Here is a 22,237-nt window from a genome sequence, read left to right on the forward strand (position 1 = left end):
CTACCTTTTCGTGGCCGTATTCCTCCTGCGTACACCACTGCGCGAGGCAGTGCCGGGCGGATCGAATAGCGGTCATGCGATTCCCCTTCCATACCCGTAGCCGACCCCAACAGGCCCCCGGCCCAGGCCCGGCGCGAAAGCTGCCCACGGGGGCCGGACAGGCCCGCGAACCCGTGGTTCGCCGAACCCGGGTCCGCCGAGTGTCCGGCCTCTTGGCCGGCGTCGGCGTCGTGGCCTTCGCCCTCGCCCCTCCCGTGGCACAGGCGGCCCCGGCGCCCGGCTCCGGCAGCCCGCACGGCCTGACCCCGGCCGCTGTGGACCGCTACGTCGAGAAGTACAGAGAGCAGACGGGACTGCCGGGCGCGGCCGTGGCGGTCACCAAGGGCGACCGCGTGGTGCGCGCGGCGGGCTACGGGCACACGGCGTACGGCTCGGACGTGACGGCGCGCACGCCGCTGCCCGTCGCCTCGTTGTCCAAGTCCATGACCGCGCTGGCCGTGATGCAGCTCGCGGAGGAGGGCAAGATCGACCTGGATCGCGCCGTGCACCACTATCTGCCCGAGTTCGTCCTGTCCGATCCGCGAGGGAAGCGGATCACCGTGCGCCAACTACTGACCCAGACCTCGGGGATGGCCGACTCTTCCTACCCCGATCTGCGACGGGCCCAGCCGCGCATCCTGCGCGAGGCAGTCGCCGCCATGCGGGGCGCGGGGCTCGCCGATGCACCCGGGGCGCGTATGAATTACCACAATCCCAACTTTTTCGTCGCCGCACGCCTGGTCGAGGCCGTGAGCAAAGAGCCGTTCGCCACACACATGGAGCGGCATGTGTTCGGCCCTCTGGGCATGTCCCGTACGACAACGGTGAATTCGACAACGGATATGCCCGGCGACGCGCGGGGCTACGTCCGCGCGTACGGCACGGTGTTCGAGCGCGGACATCCTCGCTGGTTCGCGCAGGGCGCGCACGGCGTGGTCTCCACCGCCCAGGACCTTGCGCAGTGGCTGATGACGCAGAACGGCGGCGGCGTCTCCGCCGAAGGCCGACGCGTGGTCTCGGCGCGGGACATCACGGTCATGCACACCCCCACCAAGGGTGAGGAGTACGCCATGGGCTGGCGGCGGAGCGGCCCTCCGGGCGCACGGCCTGTGCGTATAGAACACACGGGTCAACTCCTCACCCACAACGCCATCCAGGTGCTGTTGCCGGGCAGCGGTGTCGGCATAGCCGTGGTCACGAACACCGGCATGGTCTCCGGTGATGACGCCGTCCAGATAGCCGACGGCCTGGTCGCCCTCGCGCAGGGCAAGGACCCCGCTGTCTCTGCCCCGTTCACCATGCGGGCCGACTGGGTGCTGGCGGCAGTCACCCTGCTGGCCTTGGGGCTCGGCCTCATGGGCGTCCTGCGCGCCCGGCGCTGGGCGGGCCGGCGTCAGGCGCGTTCCCCCTGGCTGACCGGCCTGCGGCTGCTGCCGTACGCACTGCCCGTGGCCCTGGCCTTCGGCCTGGCCGACTTGGTGGGACTGTCGATGCGACGGTCCGGGACGTTTGCCCAAGTGACCTATGTATGGCCCGCGTTGGTGGCCTGCGTGCTCGCGGGTGCACTGGCGGCCGGGGCCGTGATGCTGGTCCGGGGAGCCTGGTTGATACGCATCTACCGCCAGCGGCGCGATCCCGACGAGCCCTCCGCATCCGCCCCGGCTCCGTCCCCTTCGGCCTCGCCCACCGCTCCGCCCCCTTCGACCTCCGACCCCGCCATACCCCTCTCGGCCCGCCCCCCGGGCCCGGCAGCCGGGGGATGAGCGAGGGCCGCGGGTGCGGGACGGCCCCCCGTCTCCTTGTCGGCACGCCTTCGAGGAGGCCGGCCGACCCACTCGGAGCTCAGGAGCGGGCCCTCAAGGAGCCGGGCACAGCAGCCGGGCTCCAAGGGGTTCCGGAAGCGGGGCCCAGAGGGCTCCGGAAGCCGGGGACCAGGTGCCGGGCGGGGCTCAGCCGGGTCAGATGTCCTGGTCGAGGGCCTCGCGCCATTCCCGCACGGCGGCCGGGTCTACCGGGGAGTCCCAGCCCCGGGGACGGGCGGCGCCTCCGATGTGGAAGGCATCGACTCCGGCTCCGCGGAGGCCGGCGACGTGGTCCAGGGCGAGGCCGCCGCCGACCAGGAGACGAGCCGCGTAACCCGGTTCGCCGTCGGCCGTCCGGGCGGCTTCTGCGAGGAGGGTGTCGTACCCCTGACCGACGCCGTCGGCGGAACCGGCGGTGAGATAGGTGTCCAGGCCCGGCGTCTCGGCGAGCTGTTTGCGCAGGGCGTCGCGGTCGGCGGCGCGGTCGATGGCGCGGTGGAAGGTCCACCCGCATCCGGCGAGGACTTCGCTCAGCGCACCGACGGCGCGCAGGTCGGCCTGGCCCGCGTCGTCCAGGAAGCCGAGCACGAACTCACCGGCGCCTTCGGCCCGCAGTTCGCCGGCCAGCTCGCACAGCCGCTCGATGCCTGCCTCGCCGCCGGCGTGGAAGCCGTCCGCGAGGCGCAGCATGACCCGCAAGGGGAGGTTGGTGGCCTCGCGGATACCGGCGAAGGTCTCCAGCGGAGGGGTCAGCCCGTCGGCGGCGATATCACTGACCACCTCAAGGCGGTCGGCCCCTCCTGCCTGGGCGGCTGCCGCGTCCTCCGCGCTGAGCGCGATCACCTCAAGAATTGGTCTAGACATATCCACAGACTGCCACACGGGGAGGGAGCCCTGGAAGATGGCGATCATTCCGGACCACAATTGTCCACATGGCGATGACCGAGCCGTACAACGAAAAGCACGAAGCGCTCCTCTCGCGTTGGCACGCGCTCCTGGTCAGCGCGCGCGAGGGTGCCTCCGAGCCCGATCCGGCCCCCTACGGCGAGGAGCTGCTCTCCCGCTGGGCCGAACCGCACCGTCGCTACCACGGGACGGATCACCTGCTGGCCGTCCTCAACCGAGTGGACGAACTCGCCTCACATGTCGAGGACCCGGAAGGCCCCCCGGAGCCCCGAGCGCAGGAACTCGACCTGGACGCCGTACACCTGGCCGCCTGGTTCCACGACGCCGTCTATCGGCCCGACCGCAGCGAGAACGAGGAGCGCAGTGCACGGCTCGCCGAACGCGCACTGCCCGAGGCGGGGGTGAGCGAGTCCCGCACGGTCGAGACAGCCCGTCTCGTGAGGCTCACTGTCTCCCACGACCCCTCCCCCGGCGACCTCAACGGCGAGGTGCTGTGCGACGCGGACCTCGCTGTCCTGGCGGGCTCACCAGGGGAGTATGCGCACTACGCCACGGAGGTTCGCCAGGAGTACGCCTTCGTCCCCGATGCGGCGTTCCGCGAAGGCCGGGCCTCGGTCCTGGAGCAGCTCCTCGGCCTCCCCCGCCTCTTCCGCACCACATACGCCCGCACTCACTGGGAGCACACCGCCCGCCGCAACCTCACAACAGAACTGGAGCTGCTGACCGCGTAAGGGAGCACCCGACCGCCCGCCCCACCGCCCCCGCTGGCAGCCAGCAGCCAGCAGCCAGCAGCCAGCAGCCAGCAGCCAGCAGCCAGCGTGAGCCCTAGCACACCGAGGTCGGGGGCGGGCCGGGCGGGAATGCGGCCGGGGCGGGGTCTGGTTGGTGCGTGACATGCCTGCTGATCACACGACGGGCGAGCCGCGCGCTGCTCGTGTCCCGCTTTCTGTCTACATATTGGGACTCTCTGTCTTTGCACTGGGGACCTCGGAGTTCATGCTTTCGGGGATCCTCCAACCGCTCGCCCGCGACCTGGGGGTCTCCATCCCGAAGGCGGGTCTGCTGGTATCGGCGTTCGCGGTGGGCATGGTGGTGGGGGCTCCGGTGCTGGCGGCGGCCACGCTGAAGCTGCCACGGCGTACGACACTGCTGGCGCTGCTGGCCGTGTTCATGCTGGGGCAGATCGCGGGGGCGCTCGCGCCGACGTACGAGGTGCTGTTCGCCTCGCGCGTGGTCGGCGCGCTCGCCTGCGCCGGGTTCTGGGCAGTCGGCGCTGCCGTCGCCGTCTCCCTCGTCCCGCACAACGCGCGGGCCCGCGCCATGGCGATCATGGTCGGTGGGCTCAGCGTCGCGAACATCGCGGGTGTGCCCGCCGGAGCGTTCCTCGGGCAGCAGGCCGGCTGGCGTTCGGCGTTCTGGGCGGTCGCCGGGCTGGCGGCGATCGGCTTCGTCGGCGTCCTCATGATGGTGCCGCGCACCGCGGTGCCGACCGGCGACGACGCGCCCAACCTCCGTCGTGAGCTGGGCATTTACCGCGACAAGCAGGTGTGGCTCGCGCTGGCGACGATCGCGCTGAACGCCGGTGCGGTCTTCGCGCTCTTCTCGTACCTCGCACCGCTGCTCACCGATGTGGCGGGGCTGCCGGAGAGCTGGGTGCCGACCGTGCTCGGGCTGTTCGGGCTCGGCGGGCTGATCGGGACGGTCATCGGTGGCCGGATCGCCGACGCGCACCTGTTCGGCACGATGTACGGCGGCATCGCCGCCTCCACCGTCGTGCTGGGGCTGCTCGCGCTGCTCGCCGAGTACCGCTTCGCGGCGATCGCGCTCGCGCTGATGCTCGGGGTGACGGCCTTCACGACGGCGCCCGCGCTGAACGCCCGCATGTTCAATGTCGCCAACGCGGCGCCGACCCTGGCCGGGGCGACGACGACCGCTTCCTTCAACATCGGCAACACCGTGGGCCCGTGGGTCGGCGGCCTGGTCATCTCGGCGGGCTGGGGGTACGCGTCCGTGGCCTGGGTGGCGGCGGCGATGGCGGCGGGCGGCGTCGCGGTGACGGCAATCGCCTCCCGGGTCCACGTGCGCTCCCGCGTGATCGCGAAGTCCGTTCCGGCGTCGGCGGCAACGGGAGCTGGGGCTGGAACGGGAGCTGGAAGGGGAGCTGGAAGGGGAGCTGGACCGGGAACGGCGATGACGGGCTCGGGAACGGGAACGGGAACGGCGATGACGGGTTCGGCGCCCGCCACCGCCGAGCGCTCACCTCTTCCGGCGGCGGAGACCCGCTGAGGTCAGGTGCCGGAGCAGTTCCTTGGAGCCGACCTCGACAGCGCCGGCCCGGACAGCGGCGGCGTATTCCGTGGACGGGATGTCGTAGTGGTCGTGGTCGAACGCCCGCGGCGGGCAGCCGATGCCCGCCGCGAAGGCGTGCAGTTCCTCGTAGGAGAGGTCACTCACCAGGTGTGACCACATCCGTCCGTGCCCGGGCCATATCGGCGGATCGATGTAGATCGTCATCTCCACACCTCTCCCTCGCGGGGAGCTCCCTCACGGAACGCCCCCTCACGAGACGCCCCCTCACCAGGCGCCCCCTCACGAGACGCTCCCTCATAGGGCGCTCCCCCACTCACGCCGCCCTCGCGGGGCGCACCCCCACCGGGCACCCCGGGCATTCCTGACGACCCGCCCCGTGCCCCCTGAGACCGGGCGGCCAAGGCCACGTTCATAGTCGTCCGCTCAAGGAACCCACCCGCGCCACCACGGTGGAGGTCTTCCCGCACACCCAGTGCGGCTCCTCCCCCAGCTCGGGCTCCACATCCAGCGCGTGCGGGTCGGCACCGACGCATACGGGGCAGACGGGCCATCTCCCGTACCGTTCCAGCAGCGCGTCCTGCACGTCCTGGGCCACCAGCCCCTCCACGAACGCGACGCCCTCGGGCCACTGGCCCACCCACCAGCGGCGGTGCGAGACCGACTCCTCGACGAGCGAGACGATGTCAGCGCGTGCCACGTCCCCGGCCTCCAGATCGGCCAGTATCAGCGCCCGCGCGGCGTGGAGGGCCCGCTCCAGCACGTCCTGCTGCCTGCCGCCGTCTCCCGGGTCCGGTTCCGGGCCGGTTTCCTTCGGTTCCATACCTCCATTGCACCACTGAGCACACGCGCCGAGCCGCTGTCCGACCGTCCCAGAGGGTGCACCCATCGGGAGCACCGGACGTGGCGGGCATTGACGGGTGACTCATATGAAAATATCTTCCATCCGTGAGCAGCGATCTGAAGGAAAGTTTCGCCACCCGCCCGCCCGGCCCGCGCCGGGAACCCGCGTCCGCCACCACGCCCGCCTCCACCGCACCGGGCTCCACCACACCCGCCTCGGCCTCGCCGGGCTCCACCGCACCCCGCCAGTCCACCCCCGGTCCCGGATCAGCCACCGCCGGCCCGCCCCCCGGCCCCGCCCCCAGCCCCGGCCCGAGGTCAGCCGCACCCGGGCCCGGGCCCGGGCCCGGGTCGGCCGCGCCCACTGCCGGAACACCGTCCGCCGCTCCGAGGCCCGGCCCCTCCGCGCTGGCGGCCAAGGTCCGCACCATGGGCCCCTCCATGACGCGCTCCATGCAGCGCGTCGCGGAAGCCGTCGCCGGGGACCCCGCGGGATGCGCGCGGCTCACCGTCACCGGGCTCGCGGAACGCACCGGTACCAGCGAGGCCACCGTCGTGCGCACCTCGCGGCTGCTCGGCTACCCCGGCTACCGTGACCTGCGCCTCGCGCTCGCGGGCCTCGCCGCGCAGCAGGAGTCGGGGGCCGCGCCCGCCGTGACCGCGGACATCGCGGTGGACGACCCGATCGCCGACGTCGTCGCCAAGCTCGCGCTCGACGAGCAGCAGACGCTGGCCGACACCGCTGCCGCGCTGGACCCGGGGCAGGTGGAAGCGGCTGTCGCGGCGATGGCGGTGGCCCGCCGCATCGATGTGTACGGCGTGGGCGCCTCGGGCCTCGTCAGCCAGGACCTGGCCCAGAAGCTGCTGCGTATCGGCATGATCGCGCACGCACACGCCGACCCCCACCTCGCCGTCACCAACGCCGTGCAGCTGCGGGCCGGCGATGTCGCCCTCGCCATCACGCACTCGGGCCGCACGGTGGACGTCATCGAGCCGCTGCGGGTGGCCTTCGACCGTGGGGCCACGACCATCGCGATCACCGGCCGCCCGGATGCCGAGGTGGCGCAGTACGCGGACCACGTGCTGACGACCTCCACAGCGCGTGAGAGCGAGCTGCGCCCGGCGGCGATGTCCAGCAGGACCAGCCAGCTCCTGGTCGTGGACTGCCTGTTCATAGGGGTGGCGCAGCGTACGTACGAGACGGCGGCGCCCGCGCTGTCCGCCTCGTACGAGGCCCTGGCCCACCGCCACTCGCCCCGCCCTCGCCCCCGTTGAGCGGCCTCTGTCCCCGTCCTCTGTCCCACCGCGCCCGCCGAACGGCATCAGCGACACCGCACCCGTTGAGCCGCGAGCACCGAACGCCACGCCACCCCTCCCCAGAGAGCCGCACCCGAAATGCACGAACAGCAACGACAGCACCCCCAGCCACAGCCACAGCCACAACAGCAGCAGCTCCGGCAGCAGTTGGACACCCTCACCACCGAGGCGTTCCGCAGTGAGCTGGCGGACATCGACCAGCTGCCCACGCTGGAGATCGCGAAGATCATGAACGGCGAGGACAGCACCGTCCCCGCCGCCGTCGCCACCCAGCTCCCCCGCATCGCCGCCGCGATCGACGCCATCGCCGAACGGATGGCCTACGGCGGCAGACTCTTCTACGCGGGCGCGGGCACGGCGGGCCGACTGGGTGTGCTGGACGCCAGCGAGTGCCCGCCCACCTTCAACACCGCTCCGGGGCAGGTCACAGGGGTGATCGCGGGCGGACCCGGCGCGATGGTGACCTCCGTCGAGGGCGCCGAGGACAGTCCGCGGGCCGCGGCGGCGGACCTGGACGCGCTCAAGCTGACGTCTCAGGACACTGTGGTGGGCATCTCCGCTTCGGGCCGTACGCCGTACGCGATCGGCGCGGTCAGTCACGCGCGCGACAGGTGTGGCGCACTCACCGTGGGGCTCTCCTGCAACGCGGGCTCGGCGCTGGCCGCCGCGGCCGAACACGGCATCGAGGTCGTCGTCGGCCCGGAACTGCTGACGGGCTCGACGCGGCTGAAAGCCGGGACCGCGCAAAAGCTCGTGCTCAACATGCTGTCCACGATCACGATGATCCGCCTGGGCAAGACCTACGGAAATCTCATGGTGGACGTCCGCGCCTCGAACGAGAAGCTGCGGGCACGCTCGCGGCGCATCGTGGCACTGGCCACCGGAGCGCCCGACGACGAGATCGAGGCGGCACTGGCCGCGACCGACGGCGAGGTCAAGAACGCGATCCTCGCCCTCCTCGGCGGCGTGGACGGGCCAACGGCCGCGCGACTGCTGGCCGATACGCAAGGCCATCTGCGCGCAGCCCTGAAATCGGCCCCCGCCCGGCCCTGACCCCGAGCCGATCCCGAGCCGATCCCGCCCCCGAACCCGAACCCGAACCCGAACCCGTATCAACTCCCCCGTCCGGACCATGGCACCACTCAAAGAAGAGCGAATGCACCATGAGTACAGATCGCCCAGACAGCGCGGACAACAGCCCCAGAGACCCTGATAACCCCGACAACCCCAGTAGCACCAAAGATGCCAAGGGCCCTGAAGGGTCCGGGAATCCCAGGGGTTCCAAGAACCCCAAGGAGCCCAGGGGAACCAAGGAACCCAAGGGATCCAGGGGGCCCAAGAACCCCGACCGGGAGGCCGCCGAGGCGATCCTTCCGCTTGTCGGCGGTGCGGCGAACGTCGCCTCCGTCACCCACTGCATGACCCGCATGCGGCTCGACCTGGCCGACCACTCCCTCGTCCAGGACGAGCCCCTCAAGGCGCTGCCCCAGGTGATGGGCGTGGTCGAGGACGACACGTACCAGATCGTGCTGGGCCCGGGGAAGGTCGCGCGGATCACCCCCGAGTTCGAATCGCTCCTCCGCGCGGCGAAGTCGGCCGACCCCACGGGCGCGACGGCCGCCGCACGCGACACGACCGCGGCGACCAGCCTCACCGGAGCGGCCAGCCCGACCGGAGCGGACGTCACGACCGGATCGGACGTCACAACGGGAGCAGACATCACGGCTGGAACGGCCGGAACGCGCAGCACAGCGGACGAACTGGCCGCCGAGGGCGCCGCGATCCGCGCGGCCCGCAAGCAGAAGAACGCGACGCCGGTAAAGCTGCTGCTGCGCCGGGTCGCGAACATCTTCGTGCCGCTGATCCCGGCCCTGATCGGCTGCGGCATCGTCGCGGGCATCAACGGCCTGCTCACCAACGCGGGCTGGCTGCCCTCCCTGACCCCCGCGCTGACCGCCGTCGCGAGCGGCTTCATGTCCCTCATCGCGGTCTTCGTCGGACTGAACACCGCACGCGAGTTCGGCGGCACGCCGGTGCTCGGCGGGGCCGCCGCCGCCGTGATCGTCTTCCCCGGCGTCGCGGATGTCTCCGCGTTCGGCGAGAAGCTGGCGCCGGGCCAGGGCGGCGTACTGGGCGCGCTGTTCGCCGCGCTGCTCGCCGTCTACGTCGAGAAGGGATGCCGGCGCATCGTGCCGACCGCCCTCGACGTGCTGGTCACACCGACGGTGACGGTGCTGGTGGCGGGTCTGGTGACACTGTTCGGGCTGATGTACGTGTGCGGCGAACTCGCCACCGGCATCGGGCAGCTCGCCAACTGGCTGCTCCAGCACGGCGGCGCCGTGGCCGGCTTCGTCCTGGGCGGGCTCTTCCTGCCGCTGGTCATGCTGGGCCTGCACCAGGCGCTGATCCCGATCCACACGACGCTGATCGAACAGGACGGCTATACGGTCCTGCTGCCGATCCTCGCCATGGCCGGCGCGGGTCAGGTCGGCGCCGCCGCCGCGATCTACCTGCGGCTGCACCGCAACACCTCGGTACGCAAGACGATCCGCTCCGCTCTGCCCGCCGGGTTCCTGGGCGTGGGCGAGCCGCTGATCTACGGCGTCTCACTGCCGCTGGGGCGCCCGTTCATCACGGCGTGCGTGGGCGGCGCCTTCGGCGGCGGCGTGGTCGGCCTCTTCTACCAGCTGGGAACCTCGGTCGGCTCCACCGCCATCGGCCCCTCCGGCTGGGCCCTCTTCCCGCTGCTCAAGGGCAACCACGGCCTGGGCGCCGTCGCCGCCATCTACGCCCTGGGCCTGGCGGCCGGCTATGCGGTGGGCTTCCTGGCGACGTACTTCTTCGGCTTCAGCAAGCAGATGCTCGCCGATCTGAATGCGGCGCCGGAATCCGAGCCCGCCGCCGGACGGCCGACGACCGAACCCGAGCCGGCGGCCGGGCCCGACCCGGCACCCGGCGCCGCGCCCTCACCGACGGCCGGCCCCCGCCCCGGCGGCGAGCCCCGCCCTGGCGGCGAGCCCGCTCCGAACCCCGCGTCAGCAACCTCAGCAGACCCGCCCGGCTCACTCGTATGAATGAAGCACCGCGCATCCGACTCCCAGTAGCCTGGGCCCTTGGCGAGGATCCCGGCCATGGGAGCAGCAATGAGCGTCGAGCCCGAGTACGGCCCGCGTGACGTACCCGCCCACGAGTGGCCCCGCCCCCGTGGGCGGGTTCACGTCTGACGACCTGGACCGGCTCCCCAACCTTCCGCCCCACACGGAGCTGATCGACGGAAGCCTCGTCTTCGTGAGTCCGCAAGCAATTTCCACATGTACGCCCATCGACATCGATCTGACGAAGGTCGGGCTCCCGAGGCCCTGAGTCGACCGGGCACCCCTCCAAGGGCCGTTCAGCAGAGCGGCCCCACGGGTTCCCCTACCGCCTGCCCGACCGGCCGCGCCTCCGGCTTCTCCCGCTCCCACTCCCTCGCCGGCACCGGCTCCGCATCCGGTGCCCCGCCCGGCGTTCCGCCCGTTGCCCCGCTCCCCGACGACCGGGCTCCCCTCATGTCCGGCAGGAGCGTGAGCAGGCCCAGGGCCGCCATCGCGACGCCGATCCATACCGGAGCGAGCAGCCCGAAGTGGGGTATGACGGCGCCCCCGAGCGCCGAGCCGATGATGATGCCGAGCGTGATGAAGGACGAGTGCACGGTGTTGACCAGCGGTCCGGTGTTGCCCGCCCGCTGCACCCGGGCCGCCATCGCGGGGTTCATGGTGATGCCGACCAGTCCGATGCCGAGCATGAACACCACGGCGCCGACGGAGGTTTCGGCGAACAGGGCGAAGGCGGCGAGGAAGATGCCGTTGGCCACCAGCCCGGTCACCAGGACGGCGAGGGTGTGCCGGTCGGCGAGGCGGCCGACGACGATGTTGCCGATGAGGTTCATCGCCCCGTAAGCGATGAGCAGCAGCGGGACCGCGCCCGTGGAGAAGCCGGTGACCTCGGTGAAGATCGGGTTGAAGTAGCTGAACGCCGAGAAGGTCGCGCCGATGATCAGGGTGCTGGTGCTGAGGACGAGCAGGAGCCTGCGGCTGCGGAAGACGCCCAGTTCCTGGCGTACGCTGCCGCCGCCCTCCTGCCGTTCCATCCGGGGCACCCGGGCGAGGGTCAGCACAGCGGCCAGCACGGTCAGGGCACTGACGGTCCAGAAGGCGGCGCGCCAGCCGTACCGTTCACCGACGAACGTGGACATCGGCAGCCCGAGGAGCGTGCCGAGCATCAGCCCGTTGAGCGCCACGGACACGGCCCGGCCGCGCAGTCCGGGCTCCACCAGGCGCACGCTGAGGGAGATGGCGGTGCCGAGGAAGGCGGCGGAGGCGGTTCCGGTGATCAGCCTCGCGACGAACATCATGGTGTAGTCGGGCGCGGTGGCGGCAAGGACGTTGCCGCCGAGGAAGATCGCGAACAGCAGGAGGAGCGCCCGCTTGGGGCGCATCCGCAAGACCCCCGAGGCCAGGAACGGGCCGCCGACGGCCATGGCCGCCGCGAACGCCGTGACCAGATAGCCGACTTGCGGAACGGTGACGTCCAGTCCTTCGGCGATCTGCGGCATGAGCCCCGCGACCAGGAACTCGCTCGTGACCATGGAGAAGATTCCCGCGGCCATGAGATAGACGGTGAGCGGCATGGGTGGTGACTCCTCGCTTCGGGAGGGACGGGTGCTGGGGGACGCTGAGAAGTGCTGGGAGGTGCTGGTCGGTGCTGGTCGGCGAAGGTATTGGAAAGATCAGTACAGAATTGTGCCGAAAAAAGAGCCGCACGATCCGGAGTCCGTGCGGCCACCCGGAATCGTCCAGCGGCGGCGCGATGTCGCAGGTCAGCGACTCCGCAGCGCGTCGAGAGTCGTGGCGGCGATGGCCTCCAATGCCGCACGGTCGGCACCGGCCTGACCGGAGACCCGCATGCCGCCGATGACGGCGTTCACGAAGCGGGCCAGCGCGTCCGGGTCGCGGTCACCCGTGATGTCACCGGCGCGCCGCCCCTCCTCGATGACCGCCCGCAGCGCCGCGAGCCGCACCTCCAGATCGCGGGCCAGGACGTCTTCGACCTCCCGGTCCCTGGCGGCCAGCTCCACCGTGGTGTTGACCGTCAGGCAGCCGATACCCCGGCCGTCCTGCCGGTGCTCGTACTCCTGATCGATGACACACGCGAACAGGGCCTCCATCCGCTCCAGCGGCGGACGCTCCACCTCCCCCAGGATGCCCAGCTGGAGGCCGGTCATGGAGTCGATGTAGCGCACCAGTGCCCGCTGGAACAGTGCGTGTTTGCTGGTGAAGGTGTTGTAGATGCTGCTGCGCCCCAGGCCGGTCGCTTCGCACAGGTCCTGGGTGGAGGTGGCCTCGTAGCCGTTCACCCAGAAGGCGCGCATCGCCGCGTCCAGAGCCCTCTCCTCGTCGAACATGCGTGGCCGGGCCATGGGCGTGACCGTATCAGTTATGTACCGACTCATCCAATACGATCTGCCCGCCGTCGGGACGGCTGTCCCAGCGGCGGGCAGACCCTTCAGCGCGTCACCGCCACCCCCGGCCCGGAGGTCCGCCCTCAGCGCGTCACCGCCGCCCCGGCCCGGCTCCGGCGGATCAGCACCGCGTTGTCCGTGCGCGTGACCGGCCTGCCCTCTGGGTCGTTCTGGACGCGCTCGTGCTCGTCGGCGCGCAGCACCTCCCACTCGCCGTCCGCGAGTCTCAGCCCCGCCAGCACCTCCTCGGGCGTCGGGAGGTGCACGCCGGGGTGGTCGGCACCGTCCTCCCAGGGGGGCAGGCCCGCGTGGCCGACGATCAGCAGCACTCCGCCCGGCGCGACAGCCGCCGCCGCGTCCCGCAGGATCCGTTCGCGCGGCATGTCGCCCGGCGAGTGCAGGAACTGGGCGGACACCAGGTCGTAGCTGCCCCGCGGGAACGAGACGGCCAAGTCGTGCCGTTCCCATACGATCCGCTCGCTCACCCCCGCGTCCGCGGCGTGCCGGGCCGCGCGGGCGAGGGCGACGTCCGAGATGTCGACGGCCGTCACCCGCCAGCCACGCGCCGCGAGCCAGACGCTGTCGCCGCCCTCACCGCACCCCAGGTCCAGCGCGGAGCCGGGGGCGAGATCCGCCACCTCCCTCACGAGCTGGACGTTGGGCTCGCCGCTCCAGATCTGTCCGCGCTCGCGGTAGCGCCCGTCCCAGAACTCCCGCTCGGACGCGCGTCCGGACCCGATTTCGGTCCCGCTTCCGGACCCGCTCTCGGACGCTTTCCCCTGTGCCGTCTCAGCCATCGTGGGCCTCCCCATGCGGTCGCCGCGCGCGGATTCGCTTCCTGCGCGCAGACTGCGCCCACCAGCCGACGGCTCCAAGTTTTGTTGCCGCCCTGGCAACACGTCAGAGCCGTCACCTCGTGATGCCGTGCCGTCATGCCGCCGCCATCACGAGGTGACGCACGGACTTCAGGTCATCTCCGGGTCACCCTTGATAATGGCGAAGGCGGCCCCCGCGGGGTCGAGCACCATGGCGATCCGGCCCACGCCGGGGACATCGTTCGGGGGAATCAGCGTCTGCGCCCCGCCCCGGGTGGCCGCCTCGAACGTGGCGTCGCAGTCGGCGACCCCGAAGTAGGGGTGCCACTCCGAACCCGAGCCCGCCTCCAGGTTCTCCTGCGGGAGCTGCATGATGCCGCCCTGGCTGCTGTCGCCCCCGACGCCGCCGCCGAGCGAGGACACGATGGTGTACGTGAGCCCCGCGTCCATCGGCATGTCCTGGTACGTCCAGGAGAAAACCGAGCGGTAGAAGTCCTTCGCCGCCGCCGCGTCGGTGGAGTACAGCTCCGTCCAGCACAGCGTGTTCGCCGCCATGACGGACTCCAGACCGGTCACATCACCGGGCTGCCATACGGCGAAGTCCGCGCCCGCAGGATCGGTGAACTGGGCCATCCGCCCAGCGGTGAACACGTCCATCGGGGCTGTGCGCACGGTGCCGCCGGCCCGCTCGACCTGCGCACGGGTGGCATCCGCGTCGGCGGTGTGGAAGTAGACCGTCCAGGAGGGGCGGGCTCCCTCGTCCATGAGCGGGCCCACGGCGGCCACGGTCCTGCCGTCCAGCAGGAAGAATCCGTACCCGCCGCCTTCGGGCCCCGCCGACTGGAAGGACCAGTCGAAAACGGTGGAGTAGAAGGTGACGGCGGCGTCCACATCCGGCGCTCCGAGGTCGAGCCAGTTCGGGGCGCCAGGAACGAAATCGGTGGTCAGCATGGGTCTCCTCCGGCATACGTACGGGGCCCGAGAGGTGTCCGCCCAGCATGGCAGCACCCGCGTCCCTCCGCCGCTCGAACACCCTCCCCCCGCGCTGACCAGCACCGATGCCCACGCCCACCCGGCATGCCCGGCTCACCCTGCTCGCCCGCCCGACCCGACCCGAGCGGCCCCCCGCCGGGCTCCGAGCCGGAGCAGTGCAGGCTCAGCGTCCGGCTCAGTGCCCGCTCAGAGTCGGCCGTCCCTGAGCAGGACCCGGCCCAACCCGGCCTGCATCGCGGTGAGGCACCGCACGACGGGGATCGTGGTGGCCAGCAGGAGGAGACCGACGAAGGTGTTGAAGGCGATGTCCGGGCCCCGCCCGGTGATGCCCAGGGCCAGGTCGAGCACACCGTCGTTGTCGCGGGGCAGGGACCAGGACCACAGCCCGTAGAGCAGTCCGCCGACGCCGCCGGCCATCCAGGCCAGCGCGACAGAGAAGGTGAGGATCCGGAGCGGAAAGGCCACCACGGCGTGGAGGAGGTCGCGCCAGGACTGCGCGTCGAGCAGCGCGGCCCATCCCCCGCGGGCCTCCCGCGGGGGCAGCGGCGGAAGCGGACGGCCGGTGACCCGCCCGATCTGCTGGGACTCGACCCTGGCCAGGTAGCGGGCGACGGACAGCGTCCCGATGAGCACGGGCAGGCCCACCATGATGACGAGCGTGGAGACCCCGACGGCGAACCCCGCCACCATCATCACGAAAGCGGGGATGCCCAGCGGCAGTCCGGAGAGGAGATACCCCACCTCGCGTCCGAAGCGCCCCGTGGAGCGGGCGGTCGCGGAGACGGTCGGGACCGGGAACTCATGCGTCGTTGTCATGCTTCCACTCTTGTGGAACCGCGCGACGGGCCCCAGCCGCCTGGGACGTCCCCCGTGGTGGCGTTAGGTACACCGCACCAGGGGGGTGCCACGGACCCCGCACCTCCCGAGGACTCCCGGGCAGCTCCCGGCCGACTCCCCGGACGGGAGAGCCCCACAGAGCGCCCGCCCGTCCGGCGTCAGGCATCCGACGCCAGGCATCCGACGTCAGGCATCCGACGCCAGGCACCAGGGTCAGGACCCAGACGTCAGCCCACGGTCACGGTGACCGCGTTGGACGCGGTCTTGGAGATGAGGGTGCGCACCTGCTGCTTGCCCTTCATCCCGAGCTTCACGCGGATCGAGTAGTCACCGGAGCGGTTGACCACCGAAGTGCCCGGCAGGGTCTTCCACTTGGCGCCCTGCTTCTGCTGGAGGTAGACGGTCGTGCCGGACTTGATGCCGGTGACCTTCCCGTGCAGCCGGAACTGCTGCCAGGGCTTCACCTTGGTGTGGTCGGCGGTGACGGTGTTGGTCTTCGCCACCGGCTTGGGCGCGGACTGCGCCGCCGGGGTGTGGCTGTCCGAGGGCGCGGCAACGGCGGTCGCGGCGCCCGCGCCGAGCAGGCCGGCGGTGATGACACCGGCGACGGTGGCGCGGAGACGGAGGGTGGGATTCATGGGCGTGCTCCCTGCTCTTGTGAGGAGTGGCGTCGTACACCCACAAGTAAAGGAGAAGCAGACATCCGGGTCATCAGCGTCAAGTCCTGCATCTCCAGCGTGAATGTCCCACTTCGGACGGACAACCCTCAGACCTGTTCAGACGTCAGACCCGTCTTTCCCTCTCCCCCCGGACACACATGCAGCCCCTTCTTCCCGCCGGACACACGTGCAGCCCCGTCGGGCCGCGAGACGGCGACAGGGCTGCGGATCATCAGTTGGCCGGGGTGGCCGGAGCGCCCGGCCGGGGCGGAGTGACTCAGTAGGCGGAGTTGACCTTGTCCATGGAGCCGTAGCGGTCGGCCGCGTAGTTGCTGGCGGCGACGATGTTGGCGACCGGGTCGGTCAGCTTATCGGCGGTGCCCTTGACGTGGTACTGGTCGAACGTCGGCTGGATCACCTGGAGCAGACCCTTGGACGGCGTGCCCTTCTTGGCGTTGACGTCCCAGCCGTTCATGGCGTTCGGGTCACCGCCCGACTCACGGATGATGTTCCGCTTGATGCCCTCGTAGGAGCCCGGGATGTGGTGCTTCTTCATGATGGCCCGCGCCTCACGGATCCAGCCGTCCAGGTTGTCGGCATGCCCCTTGACACCGGCCTTGTCGGCCTTCGTGGGCTTGTCGGCCTTCGTGGCCTTAGCGGGCTTGTCGGCCTTCGTGGCCTTAGCGGGCTTGTCGGCCTTCGCAGCGGTCTTCTGCAGCGCCGCGGCCTGGGCGCCGACGTGCTCGGCGGAGGCGGCGGAGCGGGTGTTCACGGGCTTCGCGGTCGGCGCCGTGGGCGACTCGGCGTGGGCAAGGCCGGAGAACGCGGTGGTCGCGAGTGCGGCCGTACCGAGAACGGTGACACCGGCGGTGGAGAAGCGGGCGAACTTGCTGTTTCGAGTGGTGCTGATGGTGCTGGTGGTACGCATATGAGCGGAATGACCTTTCGGCGGGGACGTTGCGGTCGCGGATGCCGGGAGGGCGATGGCGAACCGGGGCGCGTTTCCCGACGCCGTGTGCGACTGAGACCCACCTTGGGAGATTCCGGAGGAGATGCACAAATATGTGACGTACTATCCAAAATAGTCCAATTAGCCAGGTCATTCGGGGCGCGCACCCACGGCGCCGAATCCGCCCCATCAGGAACAAATCAGACATACGAAGCCGGTTCGTGAGTGACGTGGCTCCTATGGGTGGCATCACAGCGGAGGGCTTTTCACCGGCCTCCAGTTCGACTCTCGGCCACTGCTCCCGCACGCCACGTCAGCGGATCCGGACGTCGCCTCAGCGGTCCCGGTCACCCTTCCCGCACGGCCCACAGCCCCCGCCCGAAGTCCGCCACCCAGCCGGAAACGGGCCGCCACAGGCCCGGAAACGCCCGAGAGCAGGCACAAACACCCGAAGGCAGGCACAAACGCCCGAGGGCGGGCACCCCTGGAAGCAGGGTGCCCGCCCTCGGGTGGGACGGAGTCCGAACAGCGGGACGAGATCCGGAGGGATCAGAAGTCCATGCCGCCCATGCCACCGGCAGCAGCGGCGTCGGCGCCCGCGGCGGCCTTCTCCGGCTTGTCGGCGATGACGGCCTCGGTGGTGAGGAAGAGCGCCGCGATGGAGGCGGCGTTCTGCAGCGCGGAGCGCGTCACCTTGGCCGGGTCGAGGATGCCCTCGGCGATCATGTCGACGTACTCGCCCGAGGCGGCGTTCAGGCCGTGGCCCGCGCTCAGGTTGCGCACCTTCTCCACGATGACGCCACCCTCAAGACCCGCGTTGACCGCGATCTGCTTGAGCGGGGCCTCCAGAGCCAGCTTGACGGCGGCGGCACCGGTGGCCTCGTCGCCCTCCAGCTCCAGCTTCTCGAAGACGCTGCCGGCCTGGAGCAGAGCCACGCCACCACCGGCGACGATGCCCTCCTCGACGGCCGCCTTCGCGTTGCGCACCGCGTCCTCGATGCGGTGCTTGCGCTCCTTCAGCTCGACCTCGGTGGCGGCACCGGCCTTGATGACGGCCACGCCGCCGGCCAGCTTCGCCAGACGCTCCTGGAGCTTCTCGCGGTCGTAGTCCGAGTCGCTGTTCTCGATCTCGGCGCGGATCTGGTTGACCCGGCCCGCGACCTGCTCGCTGTCGCCCGCACCATCGACGATGGTGGTCTCGTCCTTGGTGATCTGGACCTTGCGGGCACGGCCCAGCAGGTCCAGGCCGGCGTTCTCCAGCTTGAGACCGACCTCCTCGGCGATGACCTGACCGCCGGTGAGGATGGCGATGTCGCCGAGCATGGCCTTGCGGCGGTCACCGAAGCCCGGAGCCTTGACGGCGACGGACTTGAAGGTGCCGCGGATCTTGTTTACGACCAGCGTGGACAGGGCCTCGCCCTCGACGTCCTCAGCGATGATCAGCAGCGGCTTGCCCGACTGCATGACCTTCTCCAGCAGCGGAAGGAGGTCCTTCACGTTGCTGATCTTGGAGTTGACGATGAGGATGTACGGGTCCTCCAGCTCCGCCTCCATCCGCTCCATGTCGGTGGCGAAGTAGGCGGAGATGTAGCCCTTGTCGAAGCGCATGCCCTCGGTGAGCTCAAGCTCCAGACCGAAGGTCTGCGACTCCTCGACGGTGATGACGCCTTCCTTGCCGACCTTGTCCATGGCCTCGGCGATCAGCTCGCCGATCTGGGTGTCGGCAGCGGAGATGGAGGCGGTCGAAGCGATCTGCTCCTTGGTCTCCACGTCCTTGGCCTGCTCCAGCAGGGCACCGGAGACGGCCTCGGTGGCCTTCTCGATACCGCGCTTGAGGGCCATCGGGTTGGCGCCGGCGGCGACGTTGCGCAGGCCCTCCTTGACGAGCGCCTGGGCCAGGACGGTCGCGGTCGTCGTGCCGTCACCGGCTACGTCGTCCGTCTTCTTGGCGACCTCCTTGACCAGCTCGGCGCCGATCTTCTCGTAGGAGTCCTCAAGCTCGATCTCCTTGGCGATGGAGACACCGTCGTTGGTGATCGTGGGGGCGCCCCACTTCTTCTCCAGAACGACGTTGCGGCCCTTGGGGCCGAGCGTGACCTTGACGGCGTCGGCAAGCTGGTTCATGCCACGCTCAAGACCGCGCCGCGCCTCCTCGTCAAAGGCGATGATCTTGGCCATGTGAAGGGGTCCTCCCTGGATTCCCCCATGCCGGGCAGCAAGGGGAGGGTTGGATTTCTCCGGACCGCGCTGGCGCCCGCGACGGACGGCCCACGACCCGGCGGCTCACTTCCCCACCCGGCCTGCGGACCTCACCGACCCGGTCCTTCTTTTTGTCACTCTCATGCGGAGAGTGCTAAGCCCCATGATTAGCACTCGACCCCCCAGAGTGCAAGCGGCGACGAAAGAGTCTCCTTGAGGGGAGGGGGCCGATGGGGGCACCTCCCGGCGCACGCCCACACGCATCGCGCACACACGCGTCACACGCACACGTACGCAGCAAGTCGTCCGCAGAAAGCCGCGCACAGAAAGGGGCCGCACCGTGAGGTGCGGCCCCTTTCTCAAGCTCTGCAGTCCGGCGCTCAGCCGGTCACGCGGACCATGTCCGCCTGCGGCCCCTTCTGACCCTGCGAGATCTCGAACTCGACCCGCTGCCCTTCATCCAGGGTGCGGTAACCGTCCATCTGGATCGCGCTGTAGTGGACGAACACGTCCGCACCACCGTCGACCGCGATGAAGCCGTACCCCTTCTCCGCGTTGAACCACTTGACGGTGCCCTGAGCCATTCCTAACTCCCCTATTACTGGCCCTTACGCGGGTCCGCACTTCGCGAACCCGGGTCAGACCTCACCCCCAGTAACCGGAGGTGTGCGCCGGAACGCGTCGACCGCCGCTGAATGTATCTGCACGGACGCCCTGTGCAACAGGGCAATCGGACGAGAATTCTGGGCACGTCCGATCGGAAATAAGCGCTCAACTGCGGGCGAAGCAGGGCAAGTCGGGCCGGGCATAGAGGGTCAACACGACAATTCGCGTGCCGTTTTCGGCAACAACTTGTCGCGTTCTCATATGCGTTGGGCAAGGGCCGCAGGAGGGATCTTCCGTCACTCTACCGTCTCCCGAAACGCGGAATCGCCCCTTCCGGACGATGATCCGGGAGAGGCGATTCCGTTTGTGTGCGGCCCAATCGGAAGATCAGCCTCCGGCCACTGCGGGAATGATCGAAACGCCCGCGCCGTCCGGCGTCGGGGTCTCCAGCCCCTGCTCAAAGCGGACGTCATCGTCATTGACGTAGACGTTCACGAACCGCCGCAGCTTGCCCGCATCATCCAGGACACGAGCACTGATCCCGGCATGATTCTTCTCCAGATCCGCCAGCACCTCGGCGAGCGTCGAGCCCTCGGCGCTCACCTCCGCCTGGCCACCGGTGTAGGTCCGCAGGATGGTCGGGATTCGGACATTCACACTCATGCTTGTCTTCCTTACGCTAGAGAGCTTCGCCGAAAGCTGTGCCTCGATCTGTGCCCTCGACCTGCGCCTCGATCGTCGGGCCCCGCGGGGGCTCCTGGGGCGGAGCCGCCCCGCTGTCCGGTCGGCGAGCCCATCGGGGAATCGGGGGAATCGAGGCCATCGGGGAATCGAGGGAATGGGGGAAGGGGCGAAGCCCCGGAAAAGGTTCAGGCGAGCCCAGCCGCACGGAACGCGTCGAGGGAGGGCGCGATCACCGCGGACGGCCCCGCCGACGGGGCGACCGCGTCGAGCGTCTTGAGCCCGTCCCCCGTGTTCAGCACAACCGTGCTGAGGGAGGGGTCCAGGACACCCTCGTCGAGGAGTTTGCGCGTGACGCCCAGCGTGACGCCCCCCGCGGTCTCCGCGAAAACCCCTTCCGTCCGCGCGAGCAGCTTCATCGCATCGACGATCTGCGCGTCGTTCACGTCCTCGACAGCCCCGCCGCTCCGCCGGCAGATGTCGATGACGTACGGACCGTCGGCGGGGTTTCCGATGGCCAGGGACTTGGCGATCGTGTCGGGGCGCCGCACCGGCCGCACGTCGGTCCCGTCCTTGTACGCGCGGGAGACGGGCGAGCACCCCTCCGCCTGCGCGGCGAAGATCCGGACCGGCTTGTCCTCGACGAGCCCCAGCTCGACCAGTTCGCGCAGCCCCTTGTCGATCTTCACCAGCTGGCAGCCGGAGGCGACGGGGATGACGATCTGGTCCGGCAGCCGCCAGCCGAGCTGCTCGCAGATCTCGTACGCCAGCGACTTGGAGCCCTCGGCGTAGAAGGGGCGCAGGTTGACGTTGGTGAAGCCCCAGCCCTCGCCGAGCGGGTCACCGATCAGCTCCGAGCAGAAACGGTTCACGTCGTCGTAGGTGCCGTCGATGGCCACGAGGTCACCGCCGTAGATCGCCGCCATCACGACCTTGCTCTGCTCCAGCCCCTCGGGGATGAACACGCACGAGCGCAGCCCGGCGCGCGAGGCCGCCGCGCCGACGGCGCCCGCGAGGTTGCCCGTCGAGGAGCAGGACAAGGTGGTGAAGCCGAACGCGCGTGCGGCTTCCAGGGCGATGGCGACCGGGCGGTCCTTGAAGGAGTGCGTGGGGTTGCCGGAGTCGTCCTTGACGTACAGGCCGCCCGTGACACCCAGCTCGGCGGCGAGCCGGTCGGCCTTCACCAGCTGGGTGAAGCCAGGGTTCAGATTCGGCTTCCCGGCGACGTCGGCGGGCACCGGCAGCAGCGGCGCGTAGCGCCACATCGATGCGGGCCCGGCCTCGATACGTGCGCGCAGGGCTTCCGGGTCGCCGGTGGGCAGCTCGTACGCCACCTCAAGCGGACCGAAACATTCCAGGCATACGAAGCTGGGGCCGAGCGGGGTGCGGGTGCCGCACTCCCGGCAGGAGAGCGCTACAGCGGCGCCGAGCGACGGGGTCCCGGTCTCGTCGGGAGCGGGGGCGGCGGAATCGGCGGATTCGCCGGACGCGGTGTTCGCAACAGTCTGCACAGCCATGGAGGCGAGGCCCTTTCTCCTCATCTTCCCCGTGGCGTATCTCGTCACGGGCCGGAATTGGCACCGTCCCCACGAAGGCTTCTCTCGCCTGGAGTGTCCGCGCGGACGCGGGCATGTACACGGAGTCCATGGCGTACACGCGGATCGCGGGATGGTTGCCGGGGCTTCAACGGGCCGTTCCCTCTGCCCCTCTGGATGAGCTGCTCTATGGCGCCGGCCGGCACAGGCCGCCCGGGCATTTGTCGCGCCGACCCCGGCATGCGGGGG

Annotated in this window: 20 protein-coding genes, 1 pseudogene and 1 riboswitch; of the genes and pseudogenes, 7 read left to right on the forward strand and 14 right to left on the reverse strand. The window is 70.3% G+C overall.

The genetic code is table 11. The features are described 5' to 3' along the window. Positions 1–200 precede the first annotated feature (200 nt). Entirely contained in the window at positions 201–1,802 is a 1,602-nt protein-coding gene (locus ABD339_RS20100; protein ID WP_344567778.1) for a serine hydrolase domain-containing protein, read from the forward strand. Positions 1,803–1,997: 195 nt separating this feature from the next. Here the strand turns inward: ABD339_RS20100 and ABD339_RS20105 are convergent, their stop codons facing one another. Then, positions 1,998–2,705 carry a copper homeostasis protein CutC gene (locus ABD339_RS20105; RefSeq protein ID WP_344567779.1) on the reverse strand — a complete coding sequence of 236 codons (708 nt, stop codon included), beginning with the start codon at positions 2,703–2,705 and terminating at the stop codon, positions 1,998–2,000. A 74-nt stretch (positions 2,706–2,779) separates the two neighbouring features. Here ABD339_RS20105 and ABD339_RS20110 point away from each other — a divergent pair, with 74 nt between their 5' ends. Both ABD339_RS20110 and ABD339_RS20115 read left to right on the forward strand, forming a co-directional pair. Next, positions 2,780–3,478 carry an HD domain-containing protein gene (locus tag ABD339_RS20110; RefSeq protein ID WP_344567932.1) on the forward strand — a complete coding sequence of 233 codons (699 nt, stop codon included), beginning with the start codon at positions 2,780–2,782 and terminating at the stop codon, positions 3,476–3,478. 163 nt (positions 3,479–3,641) lie between these two features. Then, positions 3,642–5,033 (forward strand): Cmx/CmrA family chloramphenicol efflux MFS transporter, encoded by a 1,392-nt coding sequence (locus tag ABD339_RS20115; protein ID WP_344567780.1) that lies wholly within the window; start codon positions 3,642–3,644, stop codon positions 5,031–5,033. On the opposite strand, the gene ABD339_RS20120 is transcribed toward ABD339_RS20115, so the two are convergent. Continuing rightward, positions 5,004–5,261: a DUF4031 domain-containing protein gene (locus ABD339_RS20120; RefSeq protein ID WP_344567781.1), complete on the reverse strand. Its 258-nt coding sequence runs from the start codon at positions 5,259–5,261 to the stop codon at positions 5,004–5,006. The two genes, ABD339_RS20115 and ABD339_RS20120, sit on opposite strands and share 30 nt — an antisense overlap. Before the next feature lie 205 nt (positions 5,262–5,466). Continuing rightward, complete coding sequence (locus tag ABD339_RS20125; protein ID WP_344567782.1) at positions 5,467–5,877, reverse strand: hypothetical protein; 411 nt, start codon at positions 5,875–5,877, stop codon at positions 5,467–5,469. Positions 5,878–6,002: 125 nt separating this feature from the next. Here ABD339_RS20125 and ABD339_RS20130 point away from each other — a divergent pair, with 125 nt between their 5' ends. The 4 genes and pseudogenes from ABD339_RS20130 to ABD339_RS20145 all read left to right on the forward strand — a co-directional run. Then, complete coding sequence (locus tag ABD339_RS20130; protein ID WP_344567783.1) at positions 6,003–7,172, forward strand: MurR/RpiR family transcriptional regulator; 1,170 nt, start codon at positions 6,003–6,005, stop codon at positions 7,170–7,172. Positions 7,173–7,292: 120 nt separating this feature from the next. Continuing rightward, entirely contained in the window at positions 7,293–8,267 is a 975-nt protein-coding gene (gene murQ / locus ABD339_RS20135; protein WP_344567784.1) for an N-acetylmuramic acid 6-phosphate etherase, read from the forward strand. 110 nt (positions 8,268–8,377) lie between these two features. Next, positions 8,378–10,288, forward strand: coding sequence for a PTS transporter subunit EIIC (locus ABD339_RS20140; protein WP_344567785.1), 1,911 nt, complete (start codon positions 8,378–8,380; stop codon positions 10,286–10,288). A 69-nt stretch (positions 10,289–10,357) separates the two neighbouring features. Then, a pseudogene (locus ABD339_RS20145) lies at positions 10,358–10,541 on the forward strand (Uma2 family endonuclease); the annotation flags it as partial. A 64-nt stretch (positions 10,542–10,605) separates the two neighbouring features. On the opposite strand, the gene ABD339_RS20150 reads toward ABD339_RS20145, so the two are convergent. The 11 genes from ABD339_RS20150 to thrC all read right to left on the reverse strand — a co-directional run bounded on the left by ABD339_RS20150 (position 10,606) and on the right by thrC (position 21,970). Next, positions 10,606–11,883 carry an MFS transporter gene (locus ABD339_RS20150; protein WP_344567786.1) on the reverse strand — a complete coding sequence of 426 codons (1,278 nt, stop codon included), beginning with the start codon at positions 11,881–11,883 and terminating at the stop codon, positions 10,606–10,608. Positions 11,884–12,072: 189 nt separating this feature from the next. After that, positions 12,073–12,672, reverse strand: a complete 600-nt coding sequence (locus tag ABD339_RS20155; protein WP_344567787.1) for a TetR/AcrR family transcriptional regulator — start codon at positions 12,670–12,672, stop codon at positions 12,073–12,075. A 125-nt stretch (positions 12,673–12,797) separates the two neighbouring features. Beyond that, the gene (locus tag ABD339_RS20160) at positions 12,798–13,511 is read right to left on the reverse strand and encodes a class I SAM-dependent methyltransferase (protein ID WP_344567788.1); all 714 of its coding nucleotides are present in this window, start codon (positions 13,509–13,511) and stop codon (positions 12,798–12,800) included. A 168-nt stretch (positions 13,512–13,679) separates the two neighbouring features. Continuing rightward, positions 13,680–14,480: a VOC family protein gene (locus ABD339_RS20165; protein ID WP_344567789.1), complete on the reverse strand. Its 801-nt coding sequence runs from the start codon at positions 14,478–14,480 to the stop codon at positions 13,680–13,682. A gap of 228 nt (positions 14,481–14,708) precedes the next feature. Then, positions 14,709–15,338 carry a sensor domain-containing protein gene (locus ABD339_RS20170; protein ID WP_344567790.1) on the reverse strand — a complete coding sequence of 210 codons (630 nt, stop codon included), beginning with the start codon at positions 15,336–15,338 and terminating at the stop codon, positions 14,709–14,711. A 248-nt stretch (positions 15,339–15,586) separates the two neighbouring features. Continuing rightward, positions 15,587–15,997 carry a hypothetical protein gene (locus tag ABD339_RS20175; protein ID WP_344567791.1) on the reverse strand — a complete coding sequence of 137 codons (411 nt, stop codon included), beginning with the start codon at positions 15,995–15,997 and terminating at the stop codon, positions 15,587–15,589. A gap of 298 nt (positions 15,998–16,295) precedes the next feature. After that, positions 16,296–16,946 (reverse strand): transglycosylase SLT domain-containing protein, encoded by a 651-nt coding sequence (locus tag ABD339_RS20180; RefSeq protein WP_344567792.1) that lies wholly within the window; start codon positions 16,944–16,946, stop codon positions 16,296–16,298. A gap of 570 nt (positions 16,947–17,516) precedes the next feature. Beyond that, a complete protein-coding gene (gene groL, locus ABD339_RS20185) occupies positions 17,517–19,145 on the reverse strand; it encodes a chaperonin GroEL (protein WP_344567793.1) in 1,629 nt (542 codons plus the stop codon). A gap of 401 nt (positions 19,146–19,546) precedes the next feature. Then, the gene (locus ABD339_RS20190) at positions 19,547–19,750 is read right to left on the reverse strand and encodes a cold-shock protein (RefSeq protein ID WP_016472377.1); all 204 of its coding nucleotides are present in this window, start codon (positions 19,748–19,750) and stop codon (positions 19,547–19,549) included. 409 nt (positions 19,751–20,159) lie between these two features. Further along, a complete protein-coding gene (locus tag ABD339_RS20195) occupies positions 20,160–20,435 on the reverse strand; it encodes a MoaD/ThiS family protein (protein WP_344567794.1) in 276 nt (91 codons plus the stop codon). A gap of 206 nt (positions 20,436–20,641) precedes the next feature. Continuing rightward, entirely contained in the window at positions 20,642–21,970 is a 1,329-nt protein-coding gene (thrC, locus tag ABD339_RS20200; protein ID WP_344567795.1) for a threonine synthase, read from the reverse strand. 17 nt (positions 21,971–21,987) lie between these two features. Then, positions 21,988–22,172, reverse strand: a riboswitch (SAM riboswitch). Positions 22,173–22,237: the final 65 nt, after the last annotated feature.

Origin of the sequence: Streptomyces axinellae (assembly GCF_039532135.1) — a bacterium.
Classification (GTDB): domain Bacteria; phylum Actinomycetota; class Actinomycetes; order Streptomycetales; family Streptomycetaceae; genus Streptomyces; species Streptomyces axinellae.